A 25,265-nucleotide genomic window follows, 5' to 3' on the forward strand; every position below is an offset into this window, starting at 1 on the left:
CTGACGTGCCTTTACTTCGTATCGCTACTCGCAAGAGTGTGCTTGCTCTGTGGCAAAGTGAGTATGTCGCTGCGCGTTTACGTGCGCTATGTCCTGATTTAGAGGTAGTGTTGGTGCCGATGAGCACCCGTGGCGATGAGATCCTGGACCGATCCCTGGCCGCAATTGGTGGCAAGGGGCTGTTTCTCAAGGAACTGGAACTGGCGATATTGCGTGGTGATGCCGATTGCGCGGTACATTCCCTGAAGGATGTGCCCATGGAGCTGGAACTGCCATTTACGCTTTCGGCGATTCTGAGTCGTGATGACCCGGCCGATGCGCTGATTTCTAATTTTTACGTTTCGCTTGAGGCATTGCCAACTGGTGCACGCGTCGCTACGTCTTCGCTACGCCGACAGGCCCAGCTACGTGCCTATCGGCCTGATCTGCAGTTGTTTGACTTACGCGGCAACGTTAACACGCGCTTGGCGAAGCTTGATAACGGAGATTACGATGCGATTGTGCTGGCTTGTGCTGGATTACGTCGGTTGGGGTTGGAGCAGCGCATTGCGGCTCGGCTGGCACCGCCAGAATGGTTGCCTGCACCAGGACAGGGGGCGATTGCGGTGGAGTCACGGACCGAGGATGCTTGGATCGGCGCGTTATTGGCTGATCTCGATGATCTCCCAACGCGCCAATGCGTCGCTGCTGAGCGTGCGATGAATCGTGCTCTTCATGGTAGCTGCCATGTGCCAGTGGGAGCTTATGCATGCTGCGAAGCTGGTGGGTTGCGCTTACAGGGGGTGGTGGGTTGCGCTGCCGATGGTCGTCTTGTGCGTGCTGATCTGTGGTGTGCAAAGGGTGAGGTGGATATGCTGGGGAGGGCAGTAGCGCAGCGTTTGTTGGATGCCGGTGCAGCTGAGTTACTGGCTGCGACTGATTAAGAAGACCTGATACGCTATGTAAATAATGACGGTAAGATTATTTGAAGGTGTAGACCAAGTTGACTGTGGTCAGTGTATCCGTTTTTTTGTTGTCTCCGTTGACTTCAGTATTGTGGCGTAGTTGCCAAGCTGCTTTGAGCGCGAAGCGCTGGTTCATTGCCACTTGTACGCCCAGGTCGTTCTGTATGTAGTTGTTGTAAGAGCCAACTTCGACTAGCAAATTATTGATTAGATCAGTGTTTTCGCTGATGCGGTATTTTAGGTCGAGTAAGCCGCGGCCAATCGGCCCGACCTCGGTCCGTGCCAGATAGGCGTTGTGAGCGCGACGTACGCCTGGTCCGATTTGCGTGTCGAGCGAGAAACGGTTTTGGTTGATTAGGCGTGTTCCATAGCCAATACCGAAGGTTGTCAAGCGGTCGTAGGTCGCGAACCTGTCGCGCTCGTAGCGTCCTGTGGCGATGAGTTGGCGAAATTCGCCCAATTGTAAAGCGCTACCCGCAGCGCCCGTATAGCGCTCAGCTGTCGTTTGACGGTAACGACTGATGTCACCGTCTTCACGGGTCTCTGTATAATTAGAACTAGAACGGTTAGCAAATAAGTCCAGCGAGTGGATCCAGTCTCCTTCATTGTATTTTACTTTCAGGCGCCCGTTAAGGTTTTCTGCGGTACTGTTACCACGCGCCGAAGAAAAACCCAGTTCACCGCTGCTACCGGTCCACGGTGATGGCACCACTGCCGCCGCCGGATCGCTTGGGTTGTTTGGGATCAGCGAGACAGAGGTGGTTTGAGCCGAGGTGGCGGAGGTACATAGCAGCAAAGGTAGGATGGAGAATGATGGGCGGGACATAGATGCTTCTCTGGGTCGGGAGCAAGTTAACTGTAAAGTCTCTTAATTATAAAAGTGGATGCACCGGCCTTGCTAAGGGTTGCCTGAACAAGTGACCTGCTTTATATAAATCAAGCTTTTCCGCAGGTTTCGAGAACTAGGTTGGAAAACCTTTAGAGCGTATGTTGTCTTCGGTGTTATCTACTCCCAGGCTGTCTTGGATTCTTAGTAACTTGCCAGTGTAAGGTGTGGCTGATGATCATGGCTGCGGCCGTCAGCCACCAATTCTGTCGTGAAGGCTCATTGAAATGCCCGTAAATCCATAGTAATAGGGGTGGACCGAGCAACAGCGACAGTACTATGACATGCTTGATATCTGGCGTTTGTTTTGTAGTAGCGTCCTGGAGTTGCTGTTTCAGCAACAGTATTGCAGTGACGGTACCCAGTAGGATCAATATGCTGGCATTTGTGCCTGCCAATGGTGTTGCTGCGTACTGGGACATCATTGCGAGAAGAAGTCCCGCACCGCCGGCTAATGTGTGCATGCAGTGACTGAGCAAAGCAAGCTCATTTTGGGAGGGAGCCAGTGTCTTCTGTAATGCGTACAAGCTAGTTAGGGCCGTTAGACTGGATAGCGTACCGATCATCGGCATGAAACCCGGTAGTAAAACGGGATGGTGAAGAAACCAAAGTTGCGTAGTGCTCCCGACCAGAGTCAGTGATGTAGCACTTGCGGCAATGCGCTGCCAGTTACGATACGCAGGAGATACAGTTCGGATCAAATTGATCATGACACTTAGCGTCAGTATTGTACCTAAGATGAGGGCAGCGCATTGCATTGGATTGAGCGATGTTGTGTTTTTGCTGCCAATGGATAAAAGAGTGGTGCTTATCTGTGTCCATAACAGTAGCCCTAGTCCGACTTGACCCACTGTAGCCCAGGGAGACGTGTTCTCGTAGTTGGTGTGGTTCAAATAAGAACTTTCAGTGATGGGCATAGAAGGGGGAGCAGTTAACGGTGGGCAAAAGATTGCGATTCTAAAATAGCTTTTTGGGACGAGTAGAAGCATCTCGATACTGTGCGTAGTGGCACGTCTCCTGAGAAAGGTTTGTAGTCTGCGTGCCATCGTCTGGCTACTTGGACATAATCCCTCCATGGATCGTTATGAGCGTATCAATGTAATGCACCGTCTGTTTAAGTCGCAATCGCCGTGTCACGTTTCCATAATCAACTAGTTTGCTCGGGTGCGACGGTATGTCGCGATGTGGCTTTCCTGCGCGATGTGCTGATGGCTCCGATTGAGAGTGATTGCGAAGCGGGGTTTTTTTATCTCTTGAGAGCGGGTAACCAGTTCGAGTTACCGAGGATGTGGTTCAGTTCTGATGAACTGTAAGTGTTACTGACTATGCAACAACAGTTGGCATGTACTGATGGTGTTGCAACAGTATATCGAAAACTTCCTGTCCGCCCAGGCTGGTCTACCATCTTCGCAAGCGGAACGTGTACGGATAATCTCACACCGAAATCACGAGTTGGACGAACCCAGTTTTCGGTGGTGCTCGAGCGTAAGCAGCTTGGCTTTTATGACCACGCACGTTCTATCGACGAAGCAACCAACCGTATGTTCTCGCCACAATGCATTATCCACTACCACGACAACTGGTACCTGGATACCTGGGATCATGGCCGTCAAGGAGTACGCAGTTTCGTGGTGGACAGGATCCATTGTGCTCGGCTTGTTGAGGTACGGTCGCATGATCTACCTGATTCCGATCTGGAGGAGTAGTTGGCAGGTAGTTACGGTATTTTCTCAGGGGCCCCCAAGGGTTGGGTTACAATCGTGTTCAGCCCCAAAGCGGCCCGCTGGGTGGCTGACGAACACTGACATTTTAAGCACCGACCGATGGCTGTTATGAATTTACCGTATAGCATCTCGCGTGAGCTGCTAATCGATGTGTTGCACTATGCTTCGGATGCAGAGATTGTTGAACCACCAGCACTGCGCGAGCAAGTGAAGGCACTATTGTCCCTGGTGCTGAGCAACTATGAGTAATGTAATTAATCCAGGATTTCTATCTGATGCAAAGGTTAGCAATTGCCACATTGCGGTGGCAGTTGCTCCGGAATGCAATTTGGATTCCGCCTTGCGATCACTGGAAATGACGCAAAAACGGTTAACAAAAGTACCTGAATGGTGAATTGAGCCATACAAACCCTAGATGTTTAGGTGCGTCACTATCTAAGGTATTTATCATTGTTATCGGTTTTGTAACCCTCAAAGATTCATGACACTTCTGCAATCTCTATTCCATCGAATCCTTGCTCCAGGGTTTTAGCGTCTTTACCCTCAGAGAGCTTAATGCGCAGGCGTACCTCATTCTGCGAATCAGCATAGCGTAGCGCATCTGCATGGCTAATCGCACCGGCCTGATACAGCTCTACCAGGCTTTGATCGAAAGTCTTCATTCCAAGGTTAGTGGAGCTTTGCATGATTTCCTTGAGCTTGTGGATCTCGCCTGCGCGAATGTAGTCTTGGACTAATGGAGTGCCAAGCAAAATTTCCACCGCTAAACAGCGACCTTTACCATCCGGAGTTTGGATTAATTGTTGAGCGATGATGCCCTTTAGGTTTAGTGACAGATCCATCAATAATTGACCGCGCCGATCTTCCGGAAAGAAGTTGATGACACGGTCTATTGCCTGATTGGCGTTGTTGGCATGCAAGGTGCACATTACCAGATGGCCGGTTTCAGCGAAGGAGATCGCGTGGTCCATCGTTTTCTGGGTACGTACCTCACCAATCATAATCACATCTGGGGCCTGGCGTAGAGTGTTTTTCAGTGCGTTTTCCCAACTATCGGTATCGGTACCGATTTCGCGTTGGGTGATGATGCAGTTCTCATGCTTGTGCATGAACTCAATGGGATCTTCGATAGTGATGATATGCCCCGTGGAGTTTTGATTACGGTAGTTGACCATTGATGCCATTGAGGTTGATTTGCCGCTGCCAGTGGCGCCAGCGATGATGATGATGCCACGCTTTGCCATGACGAGATTCTTGATCACATGGGGGAGAGTCAGTTTCTCAAACGTGGGAATAGACATCTCGATTCTGCGTAACACCATACCAATCTGGCTGCGCTGATAGAATGCGTTGACGCGGAAGCGGCCAATGTTCGTGATGTCGATGGCGAAATTGCATTCGTGTGTCTTCTCGAATTCTTCACGCTGAGCCTGAGTCATCACATTGAAGACCATGTCACGGCTTTGGTCTGAAGTCAGCGGTACCTGTGTTATTGGAGTGATATTGCCATGCATCTTCATCGATGGTGGCATCCCACATGTGATAAACAAGTCTGACGCCTTTTGGTGCGCCATCAGCTTAAGTAAGGACGTGAAATCGATGGTCGTCATCGGTATTGCTCCTTTGCTGCTGTGTTGATAGCTGGAGGGGAGCATGGCCCCGTGTCCTTATTCGTCTCCAGCTTTCAAGGCCCACTCTACTAGGACGTTTTGAAGAGAGTGTGACTGTTTCATTCGGAATTTATGCCACGAGGGGGGTAGCATTTGCTCAAAAACTCGCTTTATCCTTAGCGTATTCGCGTGCTTGTTGGCGCGTGATTAGACCGCGCTTGATGAGATCCTGTAAATGCTGATCAAGCGTCTGCATACCGTGCTGCTGGCCAGTTTGAATTGATGAATACATCTGTGCGACTTTATCCTCACGGATCAAATTTCGAATTGCAGGGGTACCAACCATAATTTCCCAGGCTGCGGTTCGTCCACCACCGATTTTCTTCAACAACATCTGTGAGATGATTCCGCATAGCGACTCGGAGAGCATCGAGCGTACCATCGGTTTCTCGGCGGCCGGGAACACGTCGATGATGCGGTTAATACTTTTCGCTGCTGAATTGGTGTGCAAGGTGCCGAATACCAAGTGACCAGTCTCGGCTGCAGTCAGCGCCAGACGGATGGTTTCCAGGTCGCGCAGTTCTCCAATCAAGATGATGTCTGGATCCTCACGTAGAGCTGAGCTGAGTGCTTTGTTGAAGCCGTGGGTGTCGCGATGTACCTCACGTTGGTTAATCAAGCACTTCTGCGAGGTGTGAACAAATTCAATCGGATCCTCGATTGTGAGAATGTGCCCGTACACATTTTTATTGATATGGTCGATCATGGCTGCGAGGGTGGTTGATTTGCCAGAACCAGTCGGCCCGGTCACCAAGATCAACCCCTGCGGCTCTTCAATAAGTTGACGGAACACCGGCAAGCAGCCGAGTTCCTCCAAGGTCATTATCTTGTTGGGAATGGTACGGAATACAGCACCTGCCCCACGCTCTTGGCTGAATGCATTGACGCGGAAGCGGGAGAGTGACGGAATCTCGAACGAGAAGTCGACTTCGAGTGATTCCTCGTAGTCGCGTCGTTGCTTGTCGGACATGATGTCGTAAATCAGTGCCTGCACCTGCTTGTGGTCGAATGCAGGGATATTGATACGGCGTACATCACCATCGACCCTGATCATTGGTGGCAGGCCTGCTGACAGATGCAGATCCGAAGCATTGTTCTTGACTGAAAACGCTAATAGCTCAGCGATATCCATACGTTGTTTGCCCCCTTGCATAGACTACGTAATGGAACAACTCTATTCAGCCTGGATTATAGCGCACGCCTCACTAAAGAACGTGTTGTTGTGCTGTTATCAAGTGCTGCTTATTGTACAGCGCATGTGATCTGTGCGGCTGCCGATGGTACTAAACGTCCTTTGGCGCATAACGAACGTGCATTAACAATGCTTATTACATAGCACTCGCATGTTTTCGATGAAGATTTTGTCCAAGAAGCGGCAGCAAAATTGCAACACTGCCTCGGATGGCCGCACAAACCCGTCCGACTAGGGACTGTCGACACGATCGCAAGCCATTCGTAATCATAACGAAGTAGACGAAGGTAATGAACGTGACATCACGTTTCTCGCATCTGGGGCAGATGCGACAATAGCTCTATAGCTCATTGCAGCGCTTATATATATTGCGGTCATATGCCCAAGGTCCGTGTATAACGGCAGCAGGACAGCGATCAAGCCCAAGTCAAGCGTCAACTGCTGGCATTGATCAGTGATCATACTGAACTATGAGCAGCGTCCATGGAATTATCTGAGTCAGAGAGCGTTTACCGGACCTGCTCAGATACTGGTCTCTGTGATTCTGCTGCTGTTTTAGCGGCCAGATCGTAGGGTTCTAAGGTTTCATGGCGTGTGTCGCTGCGTTGGCCACGCTGGCATTTGCACGTTGTTCCTCTCTTAAGAAAATGCGAAAGTTGTAAAATGGCGACAGCATCGTATGCTGATGACAGCAAAACCGTGTGTGTATTTTGACAGCAGTATATTGCTACTTAGTAAGGTGCTGGAATCTATCTATTTCCCTGCAAAAAGATACAGATGAGTGAGGGGAAATAGTTCGTAGGAACTAATATGTCGGAATCTGCTGCAAAAACTGAATCAATACGCAGTTGCCCCATGTTGCTATTGGCACATCGATATATGTCATCCAAGGAATTAAGAGCAGCTAACAAACACTCACCTCGTGTGCGTGCAGCGTTCCAATTGTCCCGGTGACGCATTGATTCATTAGGTCAAAAGTGCCGAATCGTGCTGATGAGCTTTGGTCATAATCAGACCAGAGGAAGACCTGACCCTATACCTTTGACCACCAGGTTTATCTTGCTGGATTAAACGCGCCTTGATGTATCTTCCCCCGACAGAAACCACGCTGTTCTTATCTGGATCGGATGGGCTGGGTCTCATGGGACGGTCCGGAACACCAGGCAGTATCTAGTGTATATCGCACTTCGGCTGTATGACTGCTCCCAGACTGCAGCACCCGTCAGCATGACCGAGCAAGTAACCGTGGTTTGGAGAATGAGGCTGCCAGTAATCGATAAAGCACAGCGCTTGGATCACGGGCAGGTGTCGTTATCGTGGCATCGTGAGGTGTGTCTGGTGGTTCCTGCGGCATATCGTTTGGAATGCAATGCAGGTACAGAGACAGAGCAGGCCTTGGCTGTCGTTTGGAATGGGAGGTTGCGTACGGATGGCTTGTTTGGGACAAGACATTCCTCACCAAACCCCTGATCATTCCATGTTGTCGATTGTTGCTGACGCCTCGCCCTCCAAGCGAGGATAATCCAGTAATGGATAAGCATTTCATGGCTGTGGTGGTGGTCACCTTCCAAAGTGCCAGCACGATCGATGTTTGCTTGACACGTTTACGTGCTGCCACGGATGTGGCCGAGATTTGTGTAGTCGACAATGGCTCGCACGATGACACCTTGAAAATTGTGCAGTGCCATGCCTTGCTCGACCCACGCTTACGCTTTGTCGCCAACCTCGATAATCCAGGGTTCGCTGCCGCTTGTAACCAGGGAGCTGCTGATGTCACCTCCCCGTGGTTGGTGTTTGTCAACCCGGATTTGATGGTTGAGCCTGAGACCCTGGCACAGTTACGTGCGTATGCTGAGACGCATGCTCCAGCGTTGCTAGGTGTGGAACAGGTCGATGAAGGTGGGTGTCTGGATCCTGCAGTGCGCCGGCGTGATCCCGATTTTGCGGCGATGCTGCGTAACCCGCGTCGGGGGACGCAACTGGCAATCCCGGCTGATCCGACCCAGTCACTGCAGCCGGTACCGGCATTGTCCGGAGCGTTGATGCTAATGCCGCGGACGCTGTTTGAGCACCTTGGTGGCTGGGATGTGAGGTACCGACTGCATGCCGAGGACCTGGATTTGTGTCGGCGTGCACGTGTAGCAGGTGCTACTGTCGCAGTGGTCAACACATTGCAGGTGGTGCATCTACGTGGTGTTTCCAGTCGTTCACGGCCGTTCTTCGTTGAGTTGCACAAACATCGTGGGTTATGGCGCTACTTCTGCAAATTCGAGGCAGCGCAGCGCAGCTTGTTGATACGTTCCGTGGTCTGGCTGGCGATCTGGAGCCATGCTTTTGTCCAGTGGTTGCGGTTGTGGTTGCGTGAACCTAAGGATGCGGCATCCCGTCGTGAGTGAACAACAACCTACAAAAGGTGATTCCCAGATCATGTCATGGATTTTCATGGACATAAAAGAAATGAATGCCTCTGAGGGTAACTTTGTAATAAATTTTTATTTCTAATGGTTAATATCCAGCTTGATAACATGTCTTAGCGCGTGCATACACCACTTGAGTTGAGTTATCGATGCAAACTGATATTGCTTACTACGCTGCGCTGGACGCACGCATGGTCAAAGCAGTGAGTGGGATCCATTTGCTGGAGCTGTCCAGTTGGCCGCAGTCACTACAGGCATTGTTCTTGGAAGGTGTCACGCGTGGTGTCCCGCATCTGCCGCAAGTGATTTATCCACGTCTAGATTTCAGTGATGCCCGGCGCGAGCTCGCTATGATTGCCCACCAAGCTGATCCGGGGCATCCTCTGGGGCGTTATCTTTGTGATTCGATTCACAGTTGGGACATGGCCGCAGCGTTGCTTGAGTCGTTGGGTACCTCCGCAGCGGGCGATTATTCAGTGCAGTTGTTCGGTGTGCCGGAAGATACGATTTCCGGTACCTGCTCAATGACGTGCGAAGTTGCGCGTCATTTCATCCAGATTGCACAGAATCTAGATCACGCGCAGAAATTACCGGAAGATCAAGTATCGGCAACGGTGATGCGCTTGCAGTTGCAGACTGATCTGGATGCTTTCTTCAATGGGAGGGTGATTGAAGTCGAACTGAACCCAGATATCCTCGCCAAAGCAATGGCCAGCGCTCACCACATTTGGTTACGTTCAAGTGCAGTGTTCAGTGATTATGATCGCGCCCAACTGTTTCATCACGAAGCGCTTGTTCACTCGCTGACCGCGCTGAACGGACATTTGCAACCGGTGTTACCAAGTTTAGGAGTTTCTTCACCCCGTACGACCGCTACTCAAGAGGGGTTGGCAACCTTTGCCGAGCAGATCACTGGCAGCATCGATATCGAGCGCTTGAAACGTATTAGCCTGCGTGTCGAGGCAATTGCGATGGCGCGTGCCGGGGCCGACTTTATAGAAGTGTTCAATTACTTCCACCAAAGTGGGCAGGACGAGACGGAGAGTTTCTTGATGGCTCAGCGTGTGTTCCGTGGTGTGCCTTTGGGGGGTGGGGTTGCCTTCACCAAGGACACCGTGTATCTGAGAGGGTTGATGACGGTGCATCACTTCTTTTGCCAGTCCTTGCAGCATGACCAATTACGCCGGTGCCGTTGGCTGTTTGCGGGCAAAATGGCACTGGAGGATGTCGCTGTGTTCGCTCCACTGTTTGAGGATGGCACCTTGACTGCACCACGTTGGCTGCCACCGTGGGTAAGCCGGGTGAATGGCTTGGCAGGAATGCTGGCGTTTTCTCTGCTTACTAACCGTATCCATGTGGATCAACTCAACGGATGGCCAAACGCGAGCAACGTAGTGGTATAAATCAAGAGCACGTGCTGGAAAGAGGTGGAGGATAATTACCGTTGCAACCAGCACAAATAGCGGAGCTTTGTTACACACATCGGGCAGACAAATAACTGGGCTAAAGGTTTGTACTCGAACAGATCTGAATATGCCGATGTTTCGCCCAACTTACCGCACCACATCATCAATCCATCCTGGATTGGGGAGCTTGACCTTCAATTCATTTCGACATGTGCGTACCGCTTCAATTGCAGCACTAAATGTAATCCCCCTCCTAGTGATCACGGATGGATCGTTACTCTATGTTCACTCTGTTTGTGTGTTTTTGACTCACATCTTTATCAACAGGTCATGTGGTACCAGCGTTCATTTCATTATCCGAATCGTCAATAACGGCAGGATGTGCTTGCGTGCGGTAGTACTCGCGAAATATATGACCGTAGCTCCAGATTTGTACGGTGACGTGAGATGTGATTTTCCAAAGGTCTCTTACCATTCGAAAATGACTTTTGCGGAAAACGTTTGGCGAATGGGGAGTGGTGTAACGTGCTTCTATTGGCACAGCAACCATCCGTGCACCAGCTTGGCGTGCGGCTGAGATCAACAATTGTGCCTCGAACACGAAGTCTTCTCCAAATACGTTTGGTAGGGTAAAGACAGAGGCTGGATAGAAGCGCTGCCCACTTTGCGTGTCGACGATGCGACAGCCACAGCCCCAACTAATGCCCCAATCAGCCAAGTGATTCCCCAGGCGCCGGATCCATGGTTGCTCGGCACGCTTGCGCAGCCGTGCTCCGATGATCACACAGCCAGGATGACGGTTAGCTGCGGCCAGCAGGCGTGGCAAGTCGGCGACACTATGTTGGCCGTCACCGTCCATGGTCATCACTCCTTGTACACCCAGGTGGGTGGCTGCGGTGAAGCCGCTGCGCAGTGCTGCACCTTTACCGCGGCGTTGTGGGTGTCGTATTAGAGTGATTGGCAGATCGGCGATGCAGTCAGCGGTACCATCGTCAGAGCCGTCGTCGACCACGATCACGTGTGGGCAATACGTGAGTGCGTCGGTGGTGACCTCGCGGATGCGCAGTACTTCATTTAGCGCGGGGATGATGATTGCAGTGGCATCCGCGGTCAGCACGATCTTGTTCAACGTAGCAATTTCACGTGCAGTATCTGGTTCGAGCCAGCATACAGTGCAGTTTCTGTATCCGCACTAGCCAGTGCATCGAACAGTGGCAACATCGGTGCCATCGCGTTAGCTGCGGCATACCGTGCCAGTGGACCGGCTCCCGGGAGAGCTTCACCTTCGCCGAGGTGCGTTCGTAATTGCAGCCGATCTGAATGCAATGTGTTGCTCAGTACCAATGCACCGGCTAATAGGCCCTGGCTAGACAATATCCTGCGGAATGGTCCCACCGCGTAGCTGTCGTAGCCGACCACAAGCACCGCTTTGGCGCCCATCGCTAGTTGTACCAATGCCTCCAGCAAACCTTGAGCGAAGCTGGCACGGTTGGCACTGAGTGCAGTCGTTGGTGTCAGGGCATGCACGCCAATGGTCCAATACGCGGCGGCGGCGTTATGTACGGAATTGTGGAACTTTGTTGGCGATACCGCTTCCGGGTCGTTCGCCAGGGTCATACACATATAGTCAGTGATTTCTTGGTCGCCATATGCGGAGGTGAAGACGGATGGCAGTTGTGCCGGATCGCATTCAGCGTCAATGCAGGCGGCCAGTGCAACTTCCAATGATACGGCAACAGTGTCTGATGTACGTCGCCGCTCGTTAGCGGCCAGCAGTTGAGGAGTAGGGCGCGCCGAAGCCGAATGCGGTGCGGTACCAGCAACAAAGTCGCAGGCTGCTGCCCAGCTGGGTAGGCCGTTGTACCAGAAGCCGATACCTTCGACAGTGGCGCTCAGCACGTTCATGCGTCAGTCCTTTTGAATAACAACGCGCAATTATTACCTCCGAAACCGAAAGAGTTATTCATCGCGTAAAGGATCGGAGTGTGTGCGTTTTCGAAACGGATCTGTGGTCCGCACACTGGGTCAAGTTGTTCGCTATTCATGGTGCCGGGCAGGACGTTCCCTCGTAACGCTAATAGTGCAATGGTGGATTCGATGATGCCAGAAGCGCCAAGGGTGTGGCCGGTCCAGGCTTTGGTCGAACTGGCATGCAGTGTCGCAGGGAACAGTGTAGCCACGGCCACGGCTTCAATGCTGTCGTTGGCAGGGCTGGCAGTGCCATGCAAGTTCAGATAACCGACTTCAGTGGCATCCACGTTGGCCATAGCCAGTGCTTCTTGCATCGCCAAGCGCGCTCCTAGCCCTTCCGGATGTGGTGCAGACATATGATATGCATCGCTGGATTCGCCGTAACCACACAGCAACAGATCCGTATCGGGTGCCAAGTCGAGCCGTTCCAGTAGTGCAAATCCCCCTGCTTCACCCAGCGACAAGCCGGCACGACGTACATCGAACGGACGGCATGGTTCTGGTGCAATCAATTGAAGTGCATTGAAACCAAACAGCACACTGCCACATAGGGTATCCACGCCGCCAACCAGAGCTGCTCTGACCACGCCTGCGGTGATTAGACGTGCTGCCTGCGCGAATACTTTGGCACTAGATGAGCAGGCGGTAGCTACAGTAACGCAGGGGCCACACAGGTCCATGGCGTGTTGTACGAAATTGCCTAGCGAATGTGGGCTGTGGATAGTGGTTCTTTGCATATCGTCGGGGAAGCGTGCGCCCTCGGCATCGTATTCCATCCGGGTATAAGCCTCTTCAGCTGCACCGATGCTGGATGTCGAGGTACCCATGATCACTGCTACCTGTGCTTTGCCATACCGTGTTCGTGCCTCTGCGACTGCCTCGGCCAATCTGTCCTGCTGCAGTGCCAGCCAAGCCAGCCGATTATTGCGGCATTCCCAGGGACGCAGTGCTTGGGGAAGTGTCATGGTTTCCAACCCGTCGACGCGTCCGATCCAGCACGTTAGCGGCTGTACGCCGAAATCATTACGGCGGAGCCCGCTGCGGCGCGTGCGTAGTGCTTCAGCAAGTGCGGCTTGCCCGGTGCCTACCGCAGTAGTAGCAGTGAAGGCAGTGATAGCGATAGGAACCATGCGTGCTGAAGGCTGCAATGGACTCATTCGACCAGATCTGTTGGGCAGGAACATTTGATTAGTATATTGATGCTATCGAGCCGGGCTACCAGTTCATTGCAACATTCAGTTGTGGTGCTTCTGGGCTTCCTTAGTGATTTCCGCGACAATTTCATTCAAATCCACACTTTTGTGTGGCTACATTTGCATCCATGCTTATGTTTACAAGGGTTACCGCAATCAGAAGACTTGCGTCTACCTGTCTGGTTACGTTCGTCATATTGTCAAATATGGCGTGCGAGCAATTTCGGATGCTTGTGTTCGTGCTTGAGATCGCATTGATCTTGGGTGTGTGCTTAGCCAAGAGTGTCCAGGCCAAGGTACAGGACCAACTGACTGAATGCGACTTCATGTTGTTGCTGTATTCATTCCGATCAGTCGATAGGTTTGGAGATGACTGAAATTTTGAGCGTGCGTGCACCGTTGAAGTTGTTTGTGCTGGTGCTGTTCGCGGCAGTGCTACTGCATCTGCTTGCTGGATTTGGGGGAGGGGCGGTATTAGCGCTGTGGGGAGCGCAACCGATGCTGGCGCTAAGTGTGTCTTGGTTACGTGGAACACGCGCACTGCCTCATTCGCTACGTGATCTGTGCCGGCAATGGCTGTTGCTTGCTGGGCTGTGGGCTGGTGGTTTGAGTGTCGTGGTGTTGCCGGCGTTATGGCCGCTGGCTGTGCTGCGTAACAGCGGTAGTCTTGCGGCGGCATTGGCGTTGAGTGTTGCTGTCAGTATCAGTCTGCTAGCACTTTGGCGCACTTGGCCATTATGGTCACAGATGGAACGTGGGCCGTGTACGCTTCGCAGCAGTTGGTACGTTTTGCCAAGACATGATTTGGCATCCTGGCCAGGCCTTGGTACAGCCGTTCTGGTGCTGATGATCGGTTCTGTGGCCGTGGCGCTGGCTTGGCCTGGGTTACTCGCGCCATCTATGCGTTGGATATTGTCTTTTGTCAGTGCGTTACTGGCGCTGCCGGTGCATCTGCTGCTGCAAGGGGTTCAACCGCGTGGGTTGAGAGCAAGAAGTGTGCCGCCAATTGCAAGAGAACTGTTGGCTGAAGTGGCGGCGGTGCCACGGACGCTGGTACCGATTGCAAGCGACCGACTGGTCGCGGATTTGTATGAAGCAGCTCGTACCGGCCGTGTCGATCATGCGTTGCAATTACTTGAGGTCGGTGCGGACCCACATGCGCTGCCCTTCGCAAAGGCACGTGACCAACGTAGTTTGATGGTGTTGGCTGCAATCTTGCCGGACCTGCGCTTGCTGCGTGAGCTTATTGTACGTCGCGTCGACGTTAACCAGCGACACCGCGGTATGACAGCGTTGTTAGCTGCTACCCGCGACAGCTGGCATGGCCGGCCTGAGGCGGTATTGACTTTGCTGGCAAACGGTGCAGATCCACGTATTGTCGATGCTGATCGCAATACTCCCTTGCATCATGCCGCCCGCAGTTGTGATCCGGGGGTGGCGGCGTTGTTACGTGATGCGGCGGCGGAGTTGGATGCGCTCAACTGCGATGGCTTTTCGCCGCTTGCCGTTGCTTGTCAAGTTGGCAATTGGCATCTGGCCAAATTTTTGCTTGAACGCGGTGCCCAGCCAGAGCCGGTTGGGGGTACTCCGGTCTTGTTAGCTGCGGCTGGCACCGATGAGGATGATCCAACGGGAGTGCTGCTGTTGCTCAAGCATAAGGCTCGGGTGGATGCACGCGATCGGTTGCGTCGCAGTGCGCTGCACGACGCTACCGAGGCTGGCCACATCGAGATTGTCAAAGCGCTGCTGGGGGCTGCTGCTAACCTGGAGGCGCGGGACATGGGGGGGCGCACGCCGTGGCTGGAGGCAGCTCGGCACGCACGCACTGTGGTGTTGGAGTGCCTGTTGTCCTACAAGGCCGACAAGTTGGCTTTCGATAGCGAGGGTCGCAATGCGGTGTTTTTGGCTTGCTTGGCCGAGCGGGTGACTCCGATGTTAATCCGGCGTTTGCTGGAAATTGGCGTGCCAGTCGTAGCGGACAAGCATGGCTATCGTCCGGTTGATATCGCTGCTAAGGCTGGGCGTTGGTTGATCGTATCCCTGCTCGATCCCGACTATCCCCTGCCCGTGGCTGTGAGTGAACCTATCAGTGTCGGTGCGGCGGTACCTGGGTTGCTGGATCGTCCACCACTGACATTGCTGCGTGAGGGGCTGCAGTTGGGTAGTTTTGGCAATTTGCCGGCCTTAACCAAACTGTGTAATGCAGAAGAAATGGGGACGCTTTTGCATGATCCGCACTTGGCATTGAATCCTGATGTAGTTGATTGGTTGCTAAATCATGGAGCTGCACCGACGGTGCGTAATACCTCTGGGGACGTGCCGATCTTTTCATTATTGGCGTGTGGTATCGAGGCAGTACCGACTTTGAAGGTGTTGTTGCGTCATGGTGTATCGCCCGCTGGCGCCGGCGGGTTGGGACGGTGGTTGGCTGTCTGTGTAAAGTGTGATGCCGCTTCGCGCGGTATGGAGCAGTTTGCCTGTGAGCTGTTGGAGCATGGTGCCGATCCGTTTGTGCCTTCACCAGATGGCGACCCGCCACTGGTGTTGGCAGTACGGCTGGGCTGGTTACGTTTGCAACAGGCTTTACTGGAGCGTGGAGTGGACCGTGAGGCTCGTGATAGCTACGGTATGACCGCATTGCACCAGGCAACCATTCTTGGTCGTGAAGCGGCTTTGAAGCTCTTGGTGATGTATGGCGCAGATCCGAATGCACGCACTGCTGACGGCCAGACCTCGCTGGGTATGGCCCTATCCAGTGGTCGACGTGACTTGGCTGCCTGGTTGGACTGGCGTAACTGGTCACTGCCGCGTCGTCCGTTACGAGAGGCCGATATGCCGGATGCGGCGATGAAAGGAGATACTGAAGCGGTGCGCCGCTTGCTTGATTTGGGGCTGCCGGTAGATGCGGTTGACGCACAGGGGTGTACCGCACTATTGCGTGCTGCTGGTGGTGGCCATCTACCAGTGGTGCGTCTGCTGCTGATGCGTGGGGCCGACCTGCAGCGTGCCGCCAACAATGGAGCCACGCCGCTGTCGGCAGCGGTAAGTATGCGCCAGAATGAGATCGTTCCCGCTCTTTTGGAAGCGGGTGCGCCACTTGAGCATCGTTTACCGGAGGGGATGACGGTACTGATGTTGGCTTCTGCACTGGGTTTTCCGGACATTGCGATGCGCCTGATTGCGGCTGGTGCTGATGTACATGCCAGCAATGTGCTGGGCTTTGCCGCGCTTCATTGTGCAGCGCTATATGGCTTTAGTGCCCGTGACAAGAGTCGGTTGTTGGCGCTGTTGGATACATTGCTCTTGGCCGGAGCCAATCCGGAGCAGCCCGCTGACGGTAGAACCACTCCATTGCTCCTATTGCTTGGTGCACGTGCCGAACGAGGTGCAGTCTGTGACGAGCAGGTTGTGCTGGCTGGAGTTGAGCGCCTACTTGATGAGGGAGTCACTTTAGACGTGGTAGACACGCACGGTTTCGGGCCACTTCACTTGGCTGCACTACATGGTTTGCCACTTTTAGTGCAATGTTTGCTGCGTGCTGGTGCTGATTCAGATCGTCGTGATGCGCTCAACCGTCAGCCGCGTGAGATTGCAATCATGCGTGGTTTCATTGATGTTGCAGGGCAATTTGAGTCGGAACAACTGGGTGTTGCTTCGATGGGACGATTTTTGCGTGATGAGTGTTGAGCCAAATTGCTGCTGCAGTGCTAGTTATTTGTTTTAAAACGATGGTGTATCGTTAGAAACGGATTGATATTCCCCATTCCCCTATGCATCTAACGAAAATAATTGGCTCAGAAGTTTTTTCTAGGTGATATTGTAGTGTTTCTACGTAAAGAGATCATTGGATGTGTTTTTCAAACGTATTTAAGATGCCACCGAAATCATTCTTTCGAATGAGGGCAAGGGTGATCGAATAGATTCTATTAATGTCGATTTGCTGGAGTGTCGAATTAGGTTGGTGCGTTCTTAATAGGATGCTAGCCGACAGCAGTGTGAGTTCATGACGTTGCTTCTTCATATGTGATTGTTGGTCGATCTAAGTTGGATTGATCGACGGCATTTTAAGTCGGGTTAGTCTGGATACGGCTGGCTGAGGCAGTAATTTGCTTTGTGCAATTGCTAATCCTGATAAAGTCCTACGGTGGGCATTGTAGAGTGTTCAGGCGACGCTTTTATCCTAATTTGGCGTCTCCATTGATGTTGATGGGCCCATTTAACTTAGATGCGGTCTATTTTCCGTGCAGATGGTTTTTTCTGTGAAACGCTTTGATTTTCTGCATTTTCCAACAATGTTGCGTTGCTTTTCCCGTACTCAGCCATATCGTGTTTTCTGTGTTGGGACTATATCTTTATTTGAAATATGTAAAGAAAATTTGTTTATATTGTGTATAGTGCCCCCTTGTCGTGATTGAATACCGTTTTAACTTCCCATCGGGTCTGTAAGAGTGGACCAGGATTTTCTGATTTCCAGCATCGTTTGTATCATAGGGAACTTCGTCTGGTTTTGGATCGTTGAGGATGTGGCAGCTCGATCCGCCTATACCGCCTGCTGATTGAATAAAACTAATACTGTCGCGTGTTGCCGATTTTGTTGTCTGTATTCAGGGCGATAATGACTTTTCATAAATCTCTAGGAAAAGGTTTGTTATCCTCTATTCAAATCTGCGCTTGTATAGTTTTTCAGCTGTCTATGCATTTGTTGCGCGTTTCGTGAGTAGGATATTCATTGTGCTGTGTGTAGCTATTTTTAAAAGTTTTTCATAGGGCTGATCCAAGGGCATTGCAAACATTAGGTTTGATCGTAATTCTCCTCACGGCGCTTGGGACCTATGGAGATCAGGCGGGTGACATCAAGTAACGCTGCGATCAGGTGCATACCGCCAGGTGCCACTAAGTAGCGGGGGCGCCAGTTGGGTGAGAACTTGGCTTTGAACCGGCGTAGCCCGCTGAAGCCGTAGAAGCGTTCGCCATGCCGTGCGACTAAGTTGGCGAACCGGTTCCAGCGTCCGGCTAAATGGTGTTGGGCCAAGCCTGAGAGAGGTGCCATCCCTAAAGAGAACCGCTGGAAACCTCGCTCTTTCCCCCATAGGAGCATGGCTACAAACAGGAAGTCCATCGTGCCATTGGGTGCGTCTTGGCAGTATCGCATCAAATCTATCGATAGCTCGCTGCCTGCTTGCGCTTTCAAGATGTTTGCGAAGGCGATGATCCGCTGTTCAGTCCCGTGCTCGATCACCGCGAGTGGAAAGCGGTACAGGTAGATAGGATCGAAATTGCCTAGTGAAAAGCTTTTTTCTTCACTGCCTTTTTCTTCCAGCCATTCGTCAGAGATCTGACGGAGCCGAGGGATCAGTGGTCTGACTTCTTCTTCCGAAAGAATACGAAAATTCAGCCCCAGTCGTTTACCTTTGTTGAATGCCTGCCGCATTTCAGCGTTAGCGGGTCCTTCCAGGCTGAATTTTTCAAGATCAACGATTGCTTCCTCTCCAAGCTTGACCATGGTCATACCCAGATCCAGGTAGTTCTGCCAATAGTTGCCCGCGACTTGATAAAACACTGGGCGCAATCCAAGTCGGTCAGCTACTTCACGGAAGCGCCAGATTAGTTGAGTAGCTGCTTCAGGTGGCCCAATTGGGTCACCCATTGCGATGAGTGAACCGCCGTAGCGCTGCATCATTACGAAGCTGCATTTCTGAGGATCGTGCAGCAACGCCTTGTCCCCGGTCATGGCCAAACAGGCTTTTGTATCTTTGTTATTGGCCAGTATCGGCACCAACGTTTGCAACTCAGCTTCGCTGGCTGGTGTGAATGGCCGTCGGGCACTATGCAGTAAACGCGCCAAGCCGAACACGATCAAACAAACACATATCAATAACAATGCACGCAGTGCGCGCGGCGCGTTGCCAGAAGTTGCGAATTCCCACCACAGACTGTTGCTGTACTCAACGTGGCTATAGACGAAGAACAGCAGCCAGAACGTGCTAACCATGACGATGCCCAGATTACTCAGCCAGCGCCACGACCAAGCCTCGTCTAGCAGGGCACCCTGGCGGTAAAACTCACGCCGTGCTACCCAGAGTGTTACTGCGGTCAGGCCAGCCCACAGTGAGACCGAGTAGTGGCTACCGCGTAACAGCGCCAGTGGCGGCAGTAATATGCAGATGCCTAACGCCAACAGCCAAGCTGAGTGGCTACGTCGTTGCAGCCCCTGGCCAATGAGCAATAGCACTACGCCACCAAGGCTGACCAGTAAATGTGAAGTCTCGATGAGTGGAAGGGGTGCGACATCCTGCCGTGACTTCGGTGTCGGCAAGGTACCGTCTACCACCAGGATTGCACCAATTGCGAACACTGCTAGTGCGATGATTTTGGGGAGCCAGGGGCGTACTGTCTTCCAGATTGCGAGTGCAGTGCCGGCGCTGACTCGCATTGGTTGACGCAGAGCGGTGCTTACAGCGATTGCTAGCGCAATTATAGTAGGCAAGACGTAATAGGTGATGCGATAGGCCAGCGCGGCTGCTAGTACTACGCCAGGTGGAATCTGAGGCAGAAGTTTAAGCATGCTCCATTCGAATACACCAAGCCCTGCTGGCACTGTGGATATCAACCCAGCGACGACAGCAACCAGCCATAGGCCGATGAAGCCGAAGTAGCCTGTGTTCGTGTCCGATGGCAACAGCACATAGAATGCGGCGCTAGCCAGACCTAGTTCGACGATGCTGAGCGCGGTTACACCGAGCACGGTGCGTCTATCCGGCACCCAGAAGAGTTGCCGACCGAGGCCGAACTCTCGACCATTGCTACCAACGAGCCAAAGCATCACCATGAATGCAGTGAGCAAGACAATACCTGTACTGCGGATCCCTATGGTGTCCAGTGGCAGTACTGATGTGGCTGTGGTCGGTTCGAGCGCTAATGCCAAACCCAGCAGCACCCAAGCACCGAATATGAAGCCTAGTGTGCTCATCAATACTGTTTGACCGATTTCGATTAAGCTCAATCCCACTTTGCCGTAGCTGCGTAGCCGCACTGCCCCTCCTGTTAGCGCAGCAAAGCCCAACGTCTGGCCGATTGTGTGGGCGAGGAAGGCGGTAATCGCCACCCGTGCAGGATGTAGACGCTTGCCGGCACGTTGTAGACCGATCCAATCGAAGCCTACCAAGCAGGCGTAGCTGCACAGCCCAAGTACCAGGGTCATCACGATTTGCCAAGTGGTAAATGCTTTGAATGCCAGGCGGATCTGGTGATAGCCATGATCGGTAAAGTGGCTAGACAAGGCATGTAACGCCATGCCGAGAATGAGCAGACTGATTAATACCGGAATGGCGCGGCGCCAGCTAGATTGGCTGTGGACGTTGTGGGTGCTGGTATCCGTCATGAGTCAGACATTCTGTCAAGAGAAAAAATCCATTTCCAAGTTGTTACTTACACCATGTGACGCCTGGGGTGATCAGTGACAGCACACACATCAAGGGCGACAGATTGAAGAGTAAAGTGGGAAAAGCAAAGATGTAGCATGGCATGATCCATTGCTATCAGTGTGTCCGAAGGGCATATAAATCCTTAAGATATTTGAGGAAACATATGCGGTATAACGAGCGGTAGAGGGCAATAGGGGGCGGCTTTTTCTCGGCAGTGTTTGCGTAGCGATTTGGCGAAAGTTGACGTTGCATCTATACGGGCCCATATAGTTTTTTGCTGCGAGTGGCATATTGTCAGTCGGCGTTCCACCACAGCTTTCATTTGTAGCGTCACAGTGGTCGGTCTGTTCTTGGGTGTCGGCTAGGCCTGATTGGATTTGCCATTGTTGACGGCTGGGTTACAGCGTGTCTGTTTGATGCTTGGTTGTTCATGCATCCTTACTGTTGTGCATATACCAGCTTAATTCATGCGTTATTGTAGCGATCTTGCTGTAGCCGTGCTATTTCCCCGTGATCTTCGCTGTAGGGGCTGTGCATAGGGTGCTGATGGGAATGCTTACTTAATTCGAGGTGCCTGGAATGTTGCAACGATTCGAAACTGGCGTGCGCATGTCCGAGATGACCGTGTACCACGGGATTTGCTATCTGGCGGGACAGGTGCCTGAAGATACTAGTGTTGGTATCGGACGTCAGACTGAGCAAGTGCTGGCCGAGATAGACCGACTCTTGGCGCTTGTGGCCAGCGACAAGAGTAAGATATTACGAGCTGAAATCTTTCTTGCCGACATTGGTGATTTTTCTGGTATGAACGAAGTTTGGGATGCCTGGGTACCTCAAGGCTTCACGCCGGCGCGTATGACTGTACAAGCCAAGCTGGCCAATCCGGCATGGAAGGTCGAAATTATGGTGACTGCTGCACTATGAGCTATTTGCGTGACTGGTGTAGTCCATTATCACACTGTTTACTCGTTGACCAAATAGGGGCATCGTTTGTACGAGTTGAATCCGGTCAAAACGCAGATCTCAGAGTTGCACTAGATGGTCATCCCTTCTTTATTGGACGACGCTGAACATCGTGTCTAGCAGTATACGCCTGCCTCCTGAGGGAATATCCGATCGCACATTTTTGATGTTCACCTATTAGGCTTATCACCTGAGGAAGTGTCTTGCTTTTTGTGCTGTCATTGATTCCAAATGCTCTGACTAGTTGTGCATCTTGCTATTCAAGATGAAAGTCAATTTGTTTAGTAGTAGCTTTAATTTGGTCAAGCTGTCTTAGTGCGATTTTAAGATATCATCATTGGATATGGCCTCGTGGCGCAACTGGATAGCGCGACGACCTCCTAAGTCGTAGGTTGTGGGTTCAAATCCCGCCGGGGCCACCAAACTTTTAGGGTTACTGACGAAGTTTTGATGATGTCTGTCGAATGCATCATCTATCCAGTCCTCTGTTTTTTTCTTTTTGCGGCCTCTGATGAGTTTTACAGGCGAGTGGTACAAGGAGTCGATGGGTTGGTCCTGCTCGAATATACAATTGGATTAATCTATTAGGAGCTCTATTATTGAGTCATTAACTAGAGATCTTGTTCGTAGCGTACGTACGGTACCGTACCGTCGTTACTGTTCTCATTGCTTGGTGCAAACGGATTATTACCACGACTGATGATATTTTCGGCACCGACCGAGAAATGGCCGCTCCAAGGCGTGCGCCAAGTTAAACCCAAACCAATACCTTTCAGTTTCTCGGGACGGCGGCCAGGAGCGTCGACCACACGGCCAATGATATGGGCGCTGAACGATCCGTAACCACCGCCGATGCTGAGAGTTTTACTGTCCCACTGGCCAGCTAGATCGGCAGTGGCATTGGTCAGCGGGACTACACGTGCGAGCGCATAGGTACCTGCTATCGAGACGAAGCCTTCTCTACCTGTACTTTTCTGGCCAAACACAGTTAGGTTGTTTTGCTCGACTTTGGTCAAATTACTACCAAATAACCATGTTGGCAGGATATTGCGAACGGTACTGAAGGTTAATCCGAAGCGGGTAGAGTTGTTATTAAACAAGGCAGTAGCTGCGATCCGTGGACTGCCATTATTTGCATTAGTCTCGTCCAAGCTGGCAAGCATGCAATGGGTAGTCAAGCCGAGCATACTGATTCCGCTGCCGTTATTACACAGTAGTCCCAGCGAACTACTTGGGGATAGACCAAACGCTGTGTCCAGCGAATTTTTGTTGAAGTTCCAGCGTGTGCCGATTTTCTGTTCACCAGCAGGTTCTAGGTACAATAGAGCTTCAACCTTCCCGCTGCCTTTATCCAAGATTGGCAGTATTGTGCTGTTAATAGAGTGAGAGTGGATTGTTGACTGTGCATGCGCACCCAGCGCGGTCGCTAGGGCGACCATTAGTGCAAGCAGCAGATGAGTCAACATTTTCATGGATGAGAGTGAGACCTGGTAAACATGGGCCAAGTTCCCAAAACTATGGGTGGGATATTAGGTGGCTTATGATTGTTTAACAAGATGAAATCCTTTCAGATAGTGATAATCATCATGTTGTTATATTTTCAAGCTCTATCAAATTTTCCTCTTTGCAAGGGAACAATGAGGTAAGTTCCTTGTAAGAAAACCGGTATTCGTGTCCACAGAATTCACAATGTACTTTGGCCGTGCCATTACCTTTGAGGGCGGCGCGCGCCTCATCTTCACCAAGTTCCTGCAGCATTACCGCGACTTTCCCGCGTGAACAGGAGCAACCAAAACGTAGTGGACGCTCCTCTAGCTGTTGAGGGGTTTCTTCGTGAAACAAACGATGTAACAGAGCTTGCCCGGAGAGTTCTAGTAATTCAGATACTTGCAGGGTGTTGAACAGGGTACAAATGTGTGGCCAGCTCTCCAAGTTGTCAGCATTACTAGGCAGTTTCTGCAACAACAATCCTGCAGCCCGCTTCCCGTCGGCTGCCAGTAACACCCGGGTTGGTAGTTGCTCAGAATGGCGGCAGTAGTTCTCGAATGCTTCAGTCAGATTGGCTGCATCCAGTGCGACGAGGCTTTGGTGACGCTGTAGTTCACGTGGATCTAGTCCTGAATTTTCCACAGTGATTGCCAGCAGGGCATCGTTGCTTAATTCGCGTAGATTGGTTGGCGCATCGGCATGAGATATGTCCTTAGCCATATGTACAGTGCCGCACAAGGTGCCGGATGCCGTGCATTCTGCGAACAACGTGCGCAGTGCTGTTTTGCTGTGCAACATCACCGAGAGGCGTCCGCTCACCTTGGTGTGATTGGCGAACAGTGCCGCTGCCACTACAGCCTCACCAAGCAGGCGGCGTGCAAATGGTGTGTAGTGGATTTTCCTCTGGATATTGCTCCAAGTTTCGTTAAGACTGACATGGATACCGCAGACTACGGCATTAGGTAACAGAAAGCGAGTCAGGTAGTCGTGATCGGTCATGAGTAAGCGTAGAGAACGCCTGCTTGCGGAATAGAACAGGCTTAAGTGTTAAGTGGATGATGACGAACCATGGTGCTGGATCAGCAGATTCAAATAGATACTAATGCCCATCAACGGTGGGCCTGGTGGCGTCGTCTGCTCATATTTTCGCTGGCGTTAGCGTTGATCAGCGTGCTGCAGGTGATTGTGCTTCGTTTTATCGATCCACCGTGCAGTATGGCGATGGTTGGGCGCTACTTAGAGGCCTGGAGCGATGGGCAGTGGGGTTTTCGTGTGCATTACGTTTGGCGTGACTTGGATAGGATTGCACCGAGTGTACCAATTTCGCTGGTTGCTGCTGAGGACCAGCGATTCCCTTTCCACCACGGCTTCGACTTTGATGCAATCAAGAAGGTACTCGGCCATAACTCACATGGTGGGCGTCTGCGTGGTGCCAGCACGATCAGCCAGCAGGTAGCAAAAAATCTGTTTCTTTGGCAAGGCCGCAGTTTGGTGCGTAAGGGGCTGGAAGGTTGGTACACACTACTTATCGAATTCTTGTGGCCCAAACGCCGTATTCTTGAGGTCTATGCCAACATTGCTGAGTTTGGCGATGGCGTGTATGGCGTGCAGGCCGCATCACGGCGTTACTGGAACAAAGACGCTACTAATCTGAGTACCAGCGATGCAGCCAAGCTGGCCGCAGTACTGCCTGCACCCCGGCGTTATAATGTGCAGTCTCCTGGTCCTTATATACAGTGGCGAAGTTCATGGATTCAGCGTCAAGCACAACAGCTCGGTGGATCGGAATACCTTGAGATACCCTAGAGTCTATTGGCATTCATCCTCTATATGTTTAGACGATGTGTAGTCATTCCAATTCAAGCCATTTCAGTTCGGTTACTACACATCAACTGCGCTCAATGGAAATCTATCTTTATATTTTGTCTTTCAGACAAAACGATCCATACCATAGGCCGCAGCGTTTCATTCATCTGTCATTCCCGAT

At 51.8% G+C, this 25,265-nt stretch carries 16 protein-coding genes, 1 tRNA gene and 1 pseudogene; 9 read left to right on the forward strand and 9 right to left on the reverse strand.

Features of this window, described 5'->3' with window-relative positions; genetic code table 11:
• Positions 1-5: 5 nt before the first annotated feature.
• Entirely contained in the window at positions 6-923 is a 918-nt protein-coding gene (gene hemC, locus PLS229_RS05435) for a hydroxymethylbilane synthase (protein WP_038272106.1), read from the forward strand.
• A 37-nt stretch (positions 924-960) separates the two neighbouring features.
• On the opposite strand, the gene PLS229_RS05440 is transcribed toward hemC, so the two are convergent.
• The gene (locus PLS229_RS05440; protein WP_038272108.1) at positions 961-1,770 is read right to left on the reverse strand and encodes a DUF481 domain-containing protein; all 810 of its coding nucleotides are present in this window, start codon (positions 1,768-1,770) and stop codon (positions 961-963) included.
• Positions 1,771-2,904: 1,134 nt separating this feature from the next.
• Here PLS229_RS05440 and PLS229_RS05445 point away from each other — a divergent pair.
• Positions 2,905-3,803: pseudogene (locus PLS229_RS05445) on the forward strand (helix-turn-helix transcriptional regulator).
• 230 nt (positions 3,804-4,033) lie between these two features.
• On the opposite strand, the gene PLS229_RS05450 reads toward PLS229_RS05445, so the two are convergent.
• Positions 4,034-5,164 carry a PilT/PilU family type 4a pilus ATPase gene (locus PLS229_RS05450; protein WP_038272110.1) on the reverse strand — a complete coding sequence of 377 codons (1,131 nt, stop codon included), beginning with the start codon at positions 5,162-5,164 and terminating at the stop codon, positions 4,034-4,036.
• A gap of 157 nt (positions 5,165-5,321) precedes the next feature.
• A complete protein-coding gene (locus PLS229_RS05455; RefSeq protein WP_038272165.1) occupies positions 5,322-6,356 on the reverse strand; it encodes a type IV pilus twitching motility protein PilT in 1,035 nt (344 codons plus the stop codon).
• A gap of 1,604 nt (positions 6,357-7,960) precedes the next feature.
• Between PLS229_RS05455 and PLS229_RS05460 the strand changes: the two genes are divergently transcribed.
• Positions 7,961-8,812, forward strand: a complete 852-nt coding sequence (locus PLS229_RS05460) for a glycosyltransferase family 2 protein (protein ID WP_081755470.1) — start codon at positions 7,961-7,963, stop codon at positions 8,810-8,812.
• 170 nt (positions 8,813-8,982) lie between these two features.
• Positions 8,983-10,236, forward strand: a complete 1,254-nt coding sequence (locus tag PLS229_RS05465; protein WP_038272115.1) for a flavohemoglobin expression-modulating QEGLA motif protein — start codon at positions 8,983-8,985, stop codon at positions 10,234-10,236.
• 331 nt (positions 10,237-10,567) lie between these two features.
• Here PLS229_RS05465 and PLS229_RS05470 read toward each other — a convergent pair whose 3' ends face one another.
• The 3 genes from PLS229_RS05470 to PLS229_RS05480 are packed head-to-tail and all read right to left on the reverse strand — an operon-like array spanning position 10,568 to position 13,367.
• Positions 10,568-11,368 carry a glycosyltransferase family 2 protein gene (locus PLS229_RS05470; protein WP_038272117.1) on the reverse strand — a complete coding sequence of 267 codons (801 nt, stop codon included), beginning with the start codon at positions 11,366-11,368 and terminating at the stop codon, positions 10,568-10,570.
• Positions 11,365-12,138 (reverse strand): beta-ketoacyl synthase chain length factor, encoded by a 774-nt coding sequence (locus PLS229_RS05475; protein WP_171898080.1) that lies wholly within the window; start codon positions 12,136-12,138, stop codon positions 11,365-11,367. The genes PLS229_RS05470 and PLS229_RS05475 overlap by 4 nt, the downstream gene beginning before the upstream one ends.
• A 2-nt stretch (positions 12,139-12,140) precedes the next feature.
• Positions 12,141-13,367: a beta-ketoacyl-[acyl-carrier-protein] synthase family protein gene (locus PLS229_RS05480; protein WP_230428207.1), complete on the reverse strand. Its 1,227-nt coding sequence runs from the start codon at positions 13,365-13,367 to the stop codon at positions 12,141-12,143.
• A gap of 263 nt (positions 13,368-13,630) precedes the next feature.
• Here PLS229_RS05480 and PLS229_RS05485 point away from each other — a divergent pair, with 263 nt between their 5' ends.
• Entirely contained in the window at positions 13,631-13,780 is a 150-nt protein-coding gene (locus PLS229_RS05485; protein WP_160165206.1) for a hypothetical protein, read from the forward strand.
• Complete coding sequence (locus PLS229_RS05490; RefSeq protein ID WP_038272125.1) at positions 13,773-17,090, forward strand: ankyrin repeat domain-containing protein; 3,318 nt, start codon at positions 13,773-13,775, stop codon at positions 17,088-17,090. Before PLS229_RS05485 ends, PLS229_RS05490 begins: the two co-directional genes overlap by 8 nt.
• 1,105 nt (positions 17,091-18,195) lie before the next feature.
• Here PLS229_RS05490 and mprF read toward each other — a convergent pair.
• Positions 18,196-20,784 carry a bifunctional lysylphosphatidylglycerol flippase/synthetase MprF gene (mprF, locus tag PLS229_RS05495; protein ID WP_038272132.1) on the reverse strand — a complete coding sequence of 863 codons (2,589 nt, stop codon included), beginning with the start codon at positions 20,782-20,784 and terminating at the stop codon, positions 18,196-18,198.
• Between the two features lie 622 nt (positions 20,785-21,406).
• On the opposite strand from mprF, the gene PLS229_RS05500 reads away from it, so the two are divergent.
• Positions 21,407-21,751, forward strand: a complete 345-nt coding sequence (locus tag PLS229_RS05500; RefSeq protein ID WP_038272135.1) for a RidA family protein — start codon at positions 21,407-21,409, stop codon at positions 21,749-21,751.
• A 384-nt stretch (positions 21,752-22,135) separates the two neighbouring features.
• Positions 22,136-22,212, forward strand: a tRNA-Arg gene (locus PLS229_RS05505).
• A 189-nt stretch (positions 22,213-22,401) separates the two neighbouring features.
• On the opposite strand, the gene PLS229_RS05510 is transcribed toward PLS229_RS05505, so the two are convergent.
• Positions 22,402-23,229 (reverse strand): XOO1806 family protein, encoded by an 828-nt coding sequence (locus PLS229_RS05510; RefSeq protein ID WP_038272169.1) that lies wholly within the window; start codon positions 23,227-23,229, stop codon positions 22,402-22,404.
• A 145-nt stretch (positions 23,230-23,374) separates the two neighbouring features.
• A complete protein-coding gene (locus PLS229_RS05515; RefSeq protein ID WP_051482360.1) occupies positions 23,375-24,277 on the reverse strand; it encodes an Hsp33 family molecular chaperone HslO in 903 nt (300 codons plus the stop codon).
• Positions 24,278-24,346: 69 nt separating this feature from the next.
• Between PLS229_RS05515 and mtgA the strand changes: the two genes are divergently transcribed.
• The gene (gene mtgA, locus PLS229_RS05520) at positions 24,347-25,084 is read left to right on the forward strand and encodes a monofunctional biosynthetic peptidoglycan transglycosylase (protein WP_038272137.1); all 738 of its coding nucleotides are present in this window, start codon (positions 24,347-24,349) and stop codon (positions 25,082-25,084) included.
• Positions 25,085-25,265 lie beyond the last annotated feature (181 nt).

The organism is Xylella taiwanensis, from assembly GCF_013177435.1.
GTDB lineage: Bacteria > Pseudomonadota > Gammaproteobacteria > Xanthomonadales > Xanthomonadaceae > Xylella > Xylella taiwanensis.